Genomic DNA, 13,336 nt, shown 5'->3' on the forward strand with positions numbered 1-13,336 from the left:
CAAAACAGCGCCGCCGGATCAATCCGCGAAAAGGTAATCCAGCTGCATGATCGCTTGCGCCTTTTCTTTCGATACACGCAGAAACCGGGCAACCGCAGCCTCGTTCTCGGCCCGCGAATTTGTCTCGCGCAAGCGTGTGTATTCATCAAGTGCGGCGTTTCTGATCAATTCAGATTCATAGGCCAAGGCATTGCGCAGCGTTGGAACTAATGGCGCAACAGTGTCCGCAGGACTATCCACCCCGGCCAATCCGACACGTCGGGCATGACCGATCAGGTAGTCGTCAGAATACTGACATTCTATCTCTAACACGTGGGTTTTGGCTTGATCGGCGCAGAAATCCTTGATGATGTCCAGGTTGGCCGGATCGACGCACAAGACCAGAGCATCACTTTCAAAGTTTTCAAACAGCATCCGCACGACGGCACGCCGGTGGCGCGACCGTTTCAACAATGTTGTTTCTATACCGCCCAAGTCGGGTAATTGGGTATCATCTTCGTTGAACAGGTATTCGACGCAAGGAACATCCGTTTCCGAGGCGATTTGGTCGACAAGGCGCTTGGCGACATGCCACTTTTTGCAAACGACCACGAACAGCTCGCGCTCGGACCCCAGAGTATTGCTGGCTTCCCAGAAGCGTTGCCCATGTCGACGCCCGACACGGCCACGTCCTGTCAGAAAGCTATAGAGGTTGCGCCCTTCGTTCGAGATCGGGAAATCAACGCCCTTGGTTGCATAAAGTCGGCCCAAACGTTCTTTCAACTCGTGAGCCTCGGGGCTGATTTTGCGGGCGAACAGGTAATCCTGACCCAACAACATGTAATAGTGATCGTTGTAAAACGTCACGGGCATCCCGTAGTCCGAGAACATCAGGAAAGTGGGGGTGCGGTTGTCGATCTCTTCTTTTGGCACAAGATGGCGCACAAGCGTTTGAAAAAACGTCTCGTCCGGAATCCAGGTGGTTGAGAAAAACCGTTTCACGTCCGGCCTCTTGCGCAGGAAATCCAGGATCATCTCGATCGTGCGGCGGCGCAGGCACCACCATTGGCTGCCGATCATCACCTGAATATCCGCCGGAACCTCGCGGGTCAGGCCAAAGCGTTTCTGCAATTCGTATGAGGTATAGAAGGGCCAGCTTTGCGTGCGTTCGTTGAAGAAATGGCGATAGATCAGCCGGTCTTCCTTCATCCCGGTTTTGATCCAATTGCTTTCGAAGAAATCGTGGCATTCCACGATATCCATGTCCTGCTCGGCCAGAAAACGGTGCGTGTATTCCGCAGTCTTGATGGCCATGCAATCGCCGGACAGCATGTAGAAATGCGTGGCCCGGGGAAACGCATGCACCGCAGCCTGCAAGGCGTACAGTGTCGCTTGAACCAGGGACCATTCCCCCCAACCGCACTTGATCCGCTTGCCGGCAAAGGTCACATTCGGATTGTCTTTCAGCGCATCCTGTATGCGTTGAAACGCCACCGCATCGGCGCGGGCATCAAAGTGTATAGACATACAGTCACCGGCCGCAGTCAGCTGTTCGGCCTGCGCTATGATTGCGTCCGGATCTTTATGACACAGAAGGATATAGGCAATGCGCGCCATGTTGGTTCATTGTTTCCCATTTTCGCCCGGTGCCACCCGTGATACTGAGGATGAACGATTGAATAAACAGAATATTTTTGGTTTTTTGCAATGAAATGCGAGTGCGGCAAACCGCATAGGAGGCTTGCAGATGGGTTTTCCCGGAACATGGATGACCGAGAGTGAAAGCATGGTGTACCGTGTGGTACCGAAATGCGCCTGCTCGACCATCGGGCAGATCATGTACTATTCGGATCACGGTCAGTTTTTTGAAGGTGACATCCATGACGCCAAGGATGGGATGCACAAATGGGCTTTTGACGGCAGTCAGGGGCCGATCTCGGACAATGTCAGGTCGCATGCGTCTTATGCGTTCACATGCGTGCGCAATCCATACACCCGGATTCTAAGTTCGTTTTTTGACAAGATATGCGGGATTCAGCGCAACGGAAAACGGTATCGCGGGAACCTGGTACCGACGCTGATCTACAATTACGGGATCGAGGTTGGCGGTGATGACGGAAAGGGTGAGTTCGACCAGATCGCCAGTTTCCGCCGGTTTCTGCTGTTTGCGCGTGATACGATCCGTTGGCGCAGGCCGATGGATCCCGATATTCACTGGTCGGCTATGTCAGGTCATGTCTCGACCTTGATCGTCAACGGCGGGCGATACGACCAGATTTTCTGGACCGAAGCGTTCAATGACGGAATGCAGGACGTTCTGAACCATCTGGACACGCCGCACAGTGTGGACCTGTCCCAGATCCCGCGCTTCAACGAGTCCGAAGGTCACGGCCCCAAGCGCGCCCACCCGGTCGAGGATTACTTCGACGATCTGTCGATGCATCTGGTCTATGAAATCTACAAACAGGATTTCGAGCTGTTCAAATATGATTTCGAGAACCCTGCGAACAAAATGCCAATCGGCGAGATTGATCTGGACGAGGTTCACGCCAAACTGGGCGATTGAGGGGCCGCAGGCGCCCCCGGGCAGAGATGCATTTGTCTAAGGCATGATTTGCTTATGAGCGTCTGCTTTGAGTCCACTTTGATCTACGCTTTGCATTGGAAAAGCGGAGGCAATGCGCAGAAAGCGGACTTCTCGCAGTTAGGCGAATACCTCCGTGCGGATAGCCATTCGGGCATTGGTGAAGGTCTGAAAAGCAACCACAGCAGGCCAAACAGATTGCGCTTAAACTTATGGAAATCTGCTAACTGGTATCTCTAATTGCGACTTGTTGACCGCAAGGAGGAGAGCACACCGACTTCTAGTCGCGTCTATGCTGCTATGCGCGAGGTTTCGTTTGTTGGACTCAAGTTTGACAGGCGCTTTCGCAGCGGCAATATTCTCAGGAGGCGCTGGTGAAAATCGGCCACTAGCACAGGAAATCCATCTTTTTCTCGGCGCAGCAAAAAGACAGAGAATCCAGTAAGCCTCGTTCTCGGATAAACTGACGTTTCGTGCAACTAGCGACGCGTCTTCAAAAATGCCATAGCAAGCTCACTTCGGTGTTTCGCCAAAGAAACCTCCAAAATATGCGCTCATTGCCAACAACACACCAACCAGTATCACTATCACAAGCAGTGCCCCGCTACCTTTGGCAAAATATCCCAATGAAACTAAGCCAACCACGAAGATGCCGACTAGAAAGTAGAGTACCGTATTGTCCATCTTTACCCCCGAATGAGTTGTCTAAACTCAACAACTACATGCTCCACAAAAAACGATCCAAAGACCGTTAAAAAAGGTGACGTCAAACCGCTTTCGGTGACTGTCGAATGCCGCTCAGCGTGGCGAACAAGACCGGGACCAGAATCATTGTGAGCATCGTACCCACCGTCAAACCGCCCATGATCGTGACAGCAAGACCGACCCAAAACACGTCTGGGAGTAGCGGTATCACACCCAAAACGGTAGTGGCGGCGGCCAGTACGACGGGGCGAAGTCTTGAGGCCCCGGCATTCAAAACGGCGTCATAGCCCGGCTGACCTTCGGCCAAGTTATCGTTGATCTGATCGATCAGAACGATTGCGTTTTTGATCATCATGCCCGCCAGGCTCATGCCCCCGAGCAATGCAACGAACCCAAACGGTGTATTTGTCAGAAGTAGGCTCGGAACAATACCTATCAGCACAAAAGGTACAGTCAGGAAAATGACCAACGGTCTGCGGTATGAGTTAAATAGCCCAACGACAATCAGTGCCATGATCGAAAACGCGGGGATCATACCCGGAATCAAAGACGCTTGCGCGGACACTGTGTCCTCGTGCTCTCCACCCCATTCCATGCTGTAGCCCGGTGGCAAGTCAGCCTCCAAAGCTTCGAATTCGGCAAGAACTGCGGCGCGATAACTCGGCAGAGTTACGCTATCGATTGGATTGGCTTGCACAGTCAGAACACGGCGCCGGTCGCGACGATTGATCGTTGGATCTTCCGGCTGAATATTCACGCCGCGTACAACCTGTGCCAATGGGACAGGCTCAACAGAAAACGGTGACTGAAGTTGCAACAGTTCAAAGTTGTCGACGGCTGCCACATCTTCTGCACCAGGCCGAACGATGATTGGCAGCAACTCGTCACCTTCGCGGTAGAGGCCGACCGAACGCCCGTCAAATGCACGTTTTGTTGTGTTTCCAAGATCTTCATACGTGATACCGGTCCACCGTGCTCGGTCCTGGTCATAGTCTGGGACAGTTTTCAGGACACGGTTGCGCCAATCGGTGCGCGCCACTTTCGTCCATTGATGCTGATCCAGTATCGCAACTGCTCTGTCACCAATTTCGCGCAGAGTCTCAGGATCAGCATCCGATGGGCCAATGATGCGGTTCTCGAATGCCCAGGTGTTGCTGGGTCCCACACCGAATTGACGTGTGAAAGAGGTCGCCTCAGGCATGTTGGCTGATATCCAAAGCGATATCTCTTTGGTCATCTCGGGAATGTCGCGGTAATCCTCGACATTCACAATGACTTGCGCGTAGGACGGGTTGGTTCCCTCGGGGTCGACTGGCAGGTAGAAACGGGGCGGGCCAGCTCCGATAAAGCTGGCGATGCCGGTCACACGATCGTCCATTTCAACCTTTTCTTCGATCCGTGAGATCGCTTCTGACACGGCTTCAATCCGAGTTCCCTCGGGCGCGTAATAGTCGATCATGTATTTGGTCATCGACGAGGTCGGGAAGAACAGCTGCGTGACAGAGCCAAAACCAACCCCGGCAATGACCAAAGCACCCAAAGCCACCCCGATCGTCAGATAACGCACGCGGATCGCCGCAGTTAGAAAGCGGCGGTAAATCGCATAGAAACCGGTGTCAAAGGTCTCGCTTGCTCCACCTTTTGGCTCCGGTAGCATGGCAACGCATTGCAGTGGCGTAACCGTCATCGACAGCAACCAACTGACCAGCAGCGCGATCCCGACAACTGAGAAGAGTGTTCGGCAGTACTCCCCTGCGCTCTCGACAGATGCAAAGATCGGGTAGAAAGCCATGACCGCGACAAACGTGGCCCCAAGCAACGACATGGCGGGACGCGTTGCGGCCTCAATCGCGGCCTTTGCTCGGTCCATTCCTTGCGACATCCGTACCATCGCGCCGTCCGCTACGACGATCGAGTTATCTACCATCATGCCGAGCGCAATGATCAATGCACCCAAGGACATGCGCTGAAGATCTATGCCAAGTGCTGCCAAGGGTATGAAGGTGGCAAGGATTGTTAGAATCAGCCCACTGCCGATGATGATCCCCATCCGAACACCCATCGCCAAAGTTAAAACGACCAGGACAATTGCGACGGCTTGGGCAAGGCTCACCAGAAAACTGCTGACCGCAAGGTTTACGTCATCGGATTGCCAATGAACCCGTTCAACCTCGATGCCCATCGGCAGGCTTGCGATCAGTTCTGATACTCTCGCATCTACCGCCTCACCAACACTGACAACGTTGACCCCAGACTGGAAGGATATGGCCAACCCAATAGATGAAAGGCCATTATAGCGCATCATAGTTATCGGTGGGTCAATGTAGCCTTCTTTAACCTCAACGATGTCGCCCAGCCTTAGCAACTCTGGCCCACGACGTTGACCGCTTTGAGCCTGATCCAGACCACTCGGTCGGACGACTAGATCTGCTATGTCAGTTGGGCTTGTGAAGGTTCCGCTGGGCGCAATGCGCATGCGGTAGTCACCGACGTTTACCTGCCCTGCATCCACGATCGCATTCTGGGTCTGTAACGTGTTGAGAATTGTCTGAGCCGAGACTCCCAATGCGGCCAAGGCTTCTTCCCGTGTTTCCAGATAAATGACCCTGTCGCGTTCGCCCCAAAGATCGACGCGGCCGACACCGTCGATTAACGAGAGCTCTCGCTTGAAATCTTCGGCATACCCATCAAGCTCCTGAGCGGAGAACCCATCGGACGTCATCGCCAGCAGTAGACCGAAGACATCACCGAAATCATCGTTGATGGCAGGACGACCCGCGCCAGGGGGCAGGTCTGTTTCCACGTCTCTGACTTTCCGACGTAGTGTGTCCCAGATTTGCGGTAGCTGGTCCGACCAATAGTTCGGGCGAATTTCGACTTTAATCGTCGACACACCCGCCCTGCTTTCGCTCGAGATGTAATCAATCTCCTTAATTTCCTGGAGTTTCAGCTCGATACGTTCTGTGATCTCTTGCTCAACTTCTTCAGGGCTGGCGCCGGGATAGAGGGTGGTCACAACCGCAGTTTTGATAGTGAACTCGGGGTCTTCTAGCTGCCCCAGACTAAAGAAAGCCGAAATGCCGCCCAACGTAAGCATGACTACCGTGAACCAAACGAATTTAGCGTTGCGGATGGAGAACGCCGCGAGACCCATTACTCTGTATCCTCGGAAAGTCGTGAAACTTTTTGGCCTTCTCGCAAAGAGTTCGCTCCGGCAGTGACGACCACATCACCAAATTCCAGACCTTCACTAACGGCCACCCCTTGTGACCGGGGCGTGCCAAGCGAAACCTTCCTTGCCGTTACGGTTTCTGAGCTGGCATCGAATACCCAGACATGCGGATCTGTTTCCCCTTCAGGCACGAAAACCGCGCTGGCAGGAACCATGATCGCATCGAATGGTTCGTGCCCCTCCTTTGGCTGGCCACGGACGCGCCCAGCCATACCGGGAAGAACAAGTGCGTCTTCCGGTTGATCCATAATCAACGTGACAGGGAAGGTTCGGGTCGTCGCCGAAGCCTCGGATCCAATCTCGCTGATTTCCGCCGGTAGAACCACATCCCCCAGAGCATCAAAAGTAACGGTGATGTCTTCAATGTGGGGGATCAGGGCGATGTATCGTTCGGGGATATCGATCACCACTTCGATGCGTTCGGCATCCAAAATGCGCAGCACCGGAGTCTGAGCGGCGACTTCTTCGAAATCTTCAATGTATTTGCCGACAACACGGCCATCGAACGGTGCCGCCAAACTCGTATAGGTTAAATCCAGAGTGGCTCTGTCCAGAGCGCCTTGAACAGAATTGATGGCCGCCTGAGCGGATGTCTCGCCAGCGATAAATCGGTCAAGTGTCGCCTGAGCTGCAACGTCCTTTTCGACCAACGATCGTTGCCGATCTGTTTGCAACTTGGCGTTCTCAAACGTTGCCTGTGCGCTTGCTAGTTCGGCGGTAAGCCGGTCTACTTCGGCCTGGTATGGGGCTGGATCCAAGGCTGCCATAATGGCACCCTTCGTTACAAGGTCGCCAACCTGAACATCGACGCCAACAACATTGCCCGGTACGCGAAAGGCCAATGAGACTTCGCGCGCGGCCCTGGCTGTTCCGACAAAATATCGGTCATGCAAACTGGAGAGGTCGGAAATCTCGATGGCTCTGACAGGTCGAATAAGTGTTTGGGTCGCATCTTCTTCCTTCTCCCAGCAGCCGGTAAGCAACACGAAGGCAAATAGCCAACCAAAAATTCTCTTCATATCCCTCTCCCGTGCCTTCCGCGTTCCTTACTTCGTCGCTGTGAAGGTGGCCTAACTTGCGGATTTTGCGCCTAAAGCTGTTACAATTGTACGCGCTTACCAAACAAAGTCAAAAATACGAATTAGTTAAAGTGAGGCGGAGAGAAACCCGAGCACTTCTTGTCAAACTGAAAAGACAACTTCGTAATACGTCGTCGTCTCGGTACTGCTGTTTGTCTTATCGGCAGCTCAGAAGGCCGTTTTTCGAGTTAGTGTAGCTGCGTTAAAAGGTAAACGCGCGGAGGTTACACTGTGAATGAGCAAAGCCGAGGCGGTCGTCCGGACCAACGTGTGGAGCGGAAATGTCCGCTTTCTTGCGAACCGCTGCCATTGCTTACTTATTAGCTAATGGCAGCTTTGTCTGCAGAACCGTCATTCTGCCCAGGCGCGGCAAATGTCTGCTCCGAGCCTAAACCAAACGATGCTGCACGCTAACCAAACGGTTGCTCTGTGCGGATCTATGCCAGATCAGGCATCCCGCACTTCGGAAATCGATGTTTCGCTAAGCTTCTGGATAAGGCTCTGTTCGATTTCCTCAAGGACACCGGATACGCGTTTTTGCAACGCGTGCTCGACGGAACATGCAGGGGCTTCGCTGATCTCGTCAGAAGCGACCAAACGCTCATCAAGGGCAAGGTAGACATCGGCCAGGGAAATTTCTTGCGGTTTGCGGGCCAGGCGCCAACCGCCTGCGTGACCCTTCTCCGAGGTCAGCAGACCCGCCTCTCGCAGCCTTCCTAGCACGCGGCGGACCACAACAGGATTGGTGCCCGCGTGATCTGCGATGTCGGACGACGTCCGCACGCGGTCCGGCTCTCCGGCCATATGGCTGAGTGTATGCAGAGCAAGCGACAGGCGAGAGTTTCGTTTCATGTGCGGTTTTTCTCCAAACGGATCATACACGTAACTTTTGTAGTTGCATTAGTCTAGTAACTGCGTAAGTTGCGAGAAATATCACATCAGCTTTGGAGCGGTTTATGTCAGATGAACGTCTTCCGGTCACGGTGCTTTCCGGCTTTCTGGGTGCAGGAAGAACAACTCTTCTCAACCGGGTTCTCAATAATCGGGACGGAAGACGAGTCGCGGTTATCGTCAACGATATGTCGGAAGTGAACATTGATGCGGACCTGGTCCGGGCCGATACCGAGCTTAGTCGAACGGACGAGACGCTGGTGGAGATTTCAAACGGTTGCATTTGCTGCACCCTGCGTGATGACCTGCTTGACGAAGTGCGCCGCTTCGCCACAGAGGGGCGCTTTGACTATCTTCTGATCGAATCCACCGGGATATCCGAACCACTGCCCGTCGCCGCCACTTTCGATTTCAGAGATGAATTCGGGGAGAGCCTGTCAGATGTGGCTCGGCTCGATACCATGGTCACGGTGGTTGATGCCGTGAACCTTCTGAACGACTACGGCAGCCACGATTTCCTGAGCGATCGCGGCGAAACCATGGGCGAAGAGGACGAACGCACCCTCGTGCATCTGCTGACAGATCAGATTGAGTTTGCCGATGTTGTCATCTTGAACAAGGTCAATGATGCAGGCCCCGAAAAGGTCGACGGGGCGCGCAAGATAATCCGAAGCCTCAATGCCGATGCGGAAATCATCGAAACCAACCAATCGCAGGTTGCAGCTGAAAAGATCCTCGATACAGGTCTTTTCGATTTCGAGCAGGCACATGAACATCCGATGTGGGCAAAGGAGCTGTATGGTTTTGCTGACCATGTGCCTGAGACAGAGGAATATGGTGTGGCCTCCTACGTTTACCGTGCAAAGGCTCCGTTTATCCCTGAAAAAATTCTTGCAGCCTTGAACGATGACATGCCGGGCGTCATCCGGGCTAAAGGTCATTTCTGGATCGCAACCCGACCAGAATGGGTGGCGGAATTTTCGTTGGCTGGATCGTTGTCGAGCATCAAGCCCATTGGAACCTGGTGGGCGAACGTGCCCAAAGATCGCTGGCCCGAACATGTCGCGGCATCTGGCTACATGAAACAACATTGGGCAAAGCCTTGGGGAGACCGGCGGCAGGAACTGGTTTTCATCGGTGCCGGTATTAACTGGACCGCTCTGACGGCAAAACTGGATGGCTGCCTTGTTCCGACAGTCGTGGCAAGCGGACCAGACGCCTTGCCGCTTGACCTGCCCGATCCGTTTCCGGGGTGGCGTCGTGTTGAGGATGCAGCATGAATTTTGCCCGGAAGAACATCAAGGATGCCGCCATTGGTGTCGGTATCGCAGATGATCCAACGGCCTTGAGCACGTTCCTGAAGCCCGGCTGTGCCGCTGCGATCTGGCGTCGGCAAACGCCGCCAGAGGTGCAATCCTGGTTGGATGGCGTTGACGTCGAAACTCTGCCTCGCGCTCGGGTTATCCTTCCGGCGCATGCAGTCGGTGAAACGGTCCAGCACCTCTTTGACATGGCCAATTTGCCCGCCGGGGCGGAACGCGACTGGCTTCAGGCGGATATCGCTGGGCTGGCCGACATGTTCTCAGACTTGATGATCGCCAGTTTCCTGCGACTGCGGTTGGACGTCGTAACAACCAACGCCTGTCGCAGGTTTCACATCGACGCCATCACTGCACGGCTTGTGTGCACCTATCGAGGCACCGGAACGCAATACGGAATATCGACCGACGGTACTGAACCGGAACGTGTGTTCACGGTTCAAACCGGCTCACCCATCCTCTTGCGCGGAACGCTTTGGCCTGCCGAGACACCTTCGGGTTTGCTACATCGATCGCCGCCCATCGAGGGAACAGGCGAAACCCGGCTCGTCCTCGTTCTCGACCCCGTGGCCGATCAGGAAGACGAAATATGAGCGGCAATCTTGAACAAAGTAGCCTCCGCCGCAAACGTCGGACTGGTGATCCCATGTCAGCCTATGATGGCCTGCCAGCGCCTCTGAGACTGTGTTTGTCAGAAGCTGCCTTACCCTGGTCTCCCGTATCTGCACGCCGTTTGTGGTCGAAATCGTGCGCCAAGGGCCTGACAGAATAAGAAACGCAGGCGTCGCTGAACGTGGCCGAGGCTAAAACGCTTGCCCGAGATCGGTATTCGACACTCTTTGATTTCAATACGCAAAACTGAAAAGTTTTACGAAAAATTGCCATTGGTGAAGCCGCAGCGAAAGCGCGGTTTTGTCCGCATGAAAGAACAAAAAACGGCCCACCCTAAAGGTGGGCCGCTTTTTTCTTGAGCGGTGTCTAACTCAAACCTGGCGCACAGCCCCTTTGGCCGCGCTTGTGGTCAGCTTGGCATAGGCTTTCAGCGCCGTGGAGACTTTGCGTTTGCGCGGTGCGGCGGGCTCCCAGCCCTTTTCATCCTGCTCGGCGCGGCGGGTAGCCAGTTCTTCGTCCGAGATTGCCAGATGGATCGAGCGTTTGGGGATGTCGATCTCGATCTTGTCACCCTGGCGCACCAGACCGATAACACCGCCCTCGGCCGCCTCAGGCGAGACGTGGCCAATCGACAGACCCGAGGTGCCGCCCGAGAACCGACCGTCGGTCAGCAGCGCGCAGGCTTTGCCCAGACCTTTGGATTTCAGGTATGAGGTCGGGTACAGCATTTCCTGCATCCCCGGACCACCGCGCGGACCTTCGTAGCGGATGACGACCACGTCGCCCTCTTTCACCTTGCCGGTCAGGATGTCGTTCACCGCCTGATCTTGGCTTTCGCAGACATAGGCCGAGCCGGTGAACGTCAGGCTGGCCGGGTCCACACCGGCGGTTTTCACAATACAGCCGTCGCGCGCGATATTGCCGAACAGAACGGCCAGACCGCCATCCTGACTGAACGCGTGCTCCTTGGACCGGATCACGCCACCTTCGCGGTCGGTGTCCAGTTCTTTGTACCGGTTGGACTGGCTGAATGCCTGCGTTGTGCGCACTCCACCGGGGGCCGCTTTGAACAGGTCTTGCGCCTTGGGGTTGTTGGCCACCTTGATGTCCCAGTTGGCAATCGCTTCGCCCATGGTGCCGGAATGTACAGTGCTGCAACCTTCGTGCAGTAGACCGGCGCGGCTGAGCTCGCCGAGGATCGAGAAGATGCCACCGGCGCGGTGAACGTCTTCCATATGCACATTCTCTGTATTGGGTGCGACTTTGCACAGACACGGCACTTTCCGGCTGAGCCGATCCATGTCGGACATGTCGAAATCCACGCCGCCCTCATGCGCGATGGCCAGCAGGTGCAGCACGGTGTTGGTCGAGCCACCCATGGCGATGTCCAGCGACATGGCGTTTTCGAACGCATCAAACGTGGCGATTTCGCGGGGCAGGAAGCCTTTTTCGTCGAGATCATAGTGGCGCTTGGTGATCTCGACGATGCGGCGACCGGCTTCAAGGAACAGCTCTTTGCGATCCGAGTGGGTGGCCAGCGTGGACCCGTTGCCCGGCAGTGCCAGACCCAGCGCCTCGGCCAGACAGTTCATCGAGTTCGCTGTGAACATGCCCGAGCACGACCCGCAGGTGGGGCAGGCATTTTCCTCGATATGCTGGACCTGCTCGTCGGTGAACCGGTCGTCGGCGGCAGCAACCATTGCATCCACAAGGTCGATTTTCTTGGCGTCCAGATCGGCGATGTCGATCTTGCCCGCCTCCATCGGCCCGCCCGAAACAAAGATCGCAGGGATGTTCAGGCGCATGGCGGCCATCAGCATACCTGGCGTGATCTTGTCACAGTTCGAGATACAGACCATCGCGTCGGCGCAATGTGCATTGACCATGTATTCTACCGAATCCGCGATTACCTCGCGCGAGGGCAGCGAATACAGCATCCCGTCATGGCCCATGGCGATGCCATCATCCACTGCGATCGTGTTGAACTCTTTGGCGACGCCACCGGCCTTTTCAACCTCGCGCGCGACCATCTGGCCAAGGTCTTTCAGGTGGACGTGACCGGGCACAAATTGCGTGAACGAGTTGACGATGGCGATGATTGGCTTGCCGAAATCGTCATCCCCCATGCCGGTTGCGCGCCACAGGCCGCGGGCGCCGGCCATGTTGCGGCCATGAGTAGAGGTTCTGGATCGGTATAGTGGCATGACGCTGTGTCCCTATTGCCTCGGGTTGCATGTCTTGGGGTTCGTACGTTATAGCGCACGTACCACATGTGCGCTATAACGCACAAGAGGATTCGAAAGACGAACGACATGGCACAGGACGACATTACGCTGAAACTACGGGATGTGCGCGCAGCCTCTGGGCTGAGCCTGTCCAAGGTGGCCGAGATGACAGGCGTCAGCAAAGCCATGCTGGGCCAGATCGAGCGCGGCGAATCCAGCCCGACCATTGCGACCCTTTGGAAGATCGCCAAAGGGTTTCAGTTGCCGCTCAGCGCGCTGATAGGATCGTCGGTGTTGCGTGACCCTACGGATGAAAGCCTCTTTCGAACCGTGACTTTCCCCGGCAGCATCGAGGTCAAGATCGTCTTTCCCTATGATCCTGTTCTGGGTGCCGAGACCTTTCATGTCGATCTGGCCCCAAATCAGAGCCACGAATCCGCCGCCCACGCCGCGGGCGTTACCGAAGAGGTGTTCGTGCTGAACGGATCGCTAGAGATTCTGCGCGATGGCGAATGGGTGCCTTTGCAATCCGGGCAAGGGCTGCGCTTTGCCGCCGATCTGCCCCATGGCTATCGCGCTGGACCGCAGGGTGCCGCGTTTCTGAACATGCACCACTATGGTCAGGCCGGTTAAGCGGTCCGCTGCTCCCATCCAGTCTTGAACCTGCACCCCTGCGCGTATAGGGAAAACCCAAGCTCGCTTAGGGGAGG

General features: G+C 55.3%; 11 protein-coding genes. 5 read left to right on the top strand and 6 right to left on the bottom strand.

What is annotated here, in order from left to right:
• Positions 1 to 18: 18 nt before the first annotated feature.
• On the bottom strand, positions 19 to 1,596 hold the full coding sequence (locus tag AC2FF7_RS15605) for a DUF5928 domain-containing protein (RefSeq protein ID WP_496905909.1): 1,578 nt from the start codon (positions 1,594 to 1,596) through the stop codon (positions 19 to 21).
• A gap of 130 nt (positions 1,597 to 1,726) precedes the next feature.
• On the opposite strand from AC2FF7_RS15605, the gene AC2FF7_RS15610 reads away from it, so the two are divergent.
• A complete protein-coding gene (locus tag AC2FF7_RS15610) occupies positions 1,727 to 2,545 on the top strand; it encodes a sulfotransferase family protein (RefSeq protein ID WP_496905910.1) in 819 nt (272 codons plus the stop codon).
• 531 nt (positions 2,546 to 3,076) lie between these two features.
• Here the strand turns inward: AC2FF7_RS15610 and AC2FF7_RS15615 are convergent.
• The 4 genes from AC2FF7_RS15615 to AC2FF7_RS15630 form a co-directional block, all read right to left on the bottom strand.
• On the bottom strand, positions 3,077 to 3,247 hold the full coding sequence (locus AC2FF7_RS15615) for a hypothetical protein (protein WP_170353852.1): 171 nt from the start codon (positions 3,245 to 3,247) through the stop codon (positions 3,077 to 3,079).
• Between the two features lie 82 nt (positions 3,248 to 3,329).
• On the bottom strand, positions 3,330 to 6,422 hold the full coding sequence (locus tag AC2FF7_RS15620; protein ID WP_496905911.1) for an efflux RND transporter permease subunit: 3,093 nt from the start codon (positions 6,420 to 6,422) through the stop codon (positions 3,330 to 3,332).
• Positions 6,422 to 7,519 (bottom strand): efflux RND transporter periplasmic adaptor subunit, encoded by a 1,098-nt coding sequence (locus AC2FF7_RS15625; RefSeq protein WP_170755321.1) that lies wholly within the window; start codon positions 7,517 to 7,519, stop codon positions 6,422 to 6,424. The genes AC2FF7_RS15620 and AC2FF7_RS15625 overlap by 1 nt, the downstream gene beginning before the upstream one ends.
• 507 nt (positions 7,520 to 8,026) lie before the next feature.
• Entirely contained in the window at positions 8,027 to 8,431 is a 405-nt protein-coding gene (locus AC2FF7_RS15630) for an RrF2 family transcriptional regulator (protein ID WP_170353847.1), read from the bottom strand.
• A 104-nt stretch (positions 8,432 to 8,535) separates the two neighbouring features.
• Between AC2FF7_RS15630 and AC2FF7_RS15635 the strand changes: the two genes are divergently transcribed.
• From AC2FF7_RS15635 to AC2FF7_RS15645, 3 genes are read left to right on the top strand one after another with little or no spacing between them, the layout of a single operon-like run.
• Entirely contained in the window at positions 8,536 to 9,750 is a 1,215-nt protein-coding gene (locus AC2FF7_RS15635) for a GTP-binding protein (RefSeq protein WP_496905912.1), read from the top strand.
• Entirely contained in the window at positions 9,747 to 10,382 is a 636-nt protein-coding gene (locus tag AC2FF7_RS15640; protein WP_480870239.1) for a DUF1826 domain-containing protein, read from the top strand. The genes AC2FF7_RS15635 and AC2FF7_RS15640 overlap by 4 nt, the downstream gene beginning before the upstream one ends.
• Positions 10,379 to 10,561 carry a DUF6525 family protein gene (locus tag AC2FF7_RS15645; RefSeq protein ID WP_496905913.1) on the top strand — a complete coding sequence of 61 codons (183 nt, stop codon included), beginning with the start codon at positions 10,379 to 10,381 and terminating at the stop codon, positions 10,559 to 10,561. The genes AC2FF7_RS15640 and AC2FF7_RS15645 overlap by 4 nt, the downstream gene beginning before the upstream one ends.
• Positions 10,562 to 10,772: 211 nt before the next feature.
• Here the strand turns inward: AC2FF7_RS15645 and ilvD are convergent, their stop codons facing one another.
• Complete coding sequence (gene ilvD / locus AC2FF7_RS15650) at positions 10,773 to 12,605, bottom strand: dihydroxy-acid dehydratase (protein WP_480870234.1); 1,833 nt, start codon at positions 12,603 to 12,605, stop codon at positions 10,773 to 10,775.
• A 108-nt stretch (positions 12,606 to 12,713) separates the two neighbouring features.
• Here ilvD and AC2FF7_RS15655 point away from each other — a divergent pair, with 108 nt between their 5' ends.
• Entirely contained in the window at positions 12,714 to 13,259 is a 546-nt protein-coding gene (locus AC2FF7_RS15655) for a helix-turn-helix domain-containing protein (RefSeq protein ID WP_170353838.1), read from the top strand.
• Positions 13,260 to 13,336: the final 77 nt, after the last annotated feature.

The organism is Ruegeria sp. YTSC325 (genome assembly GCF_059609525.1).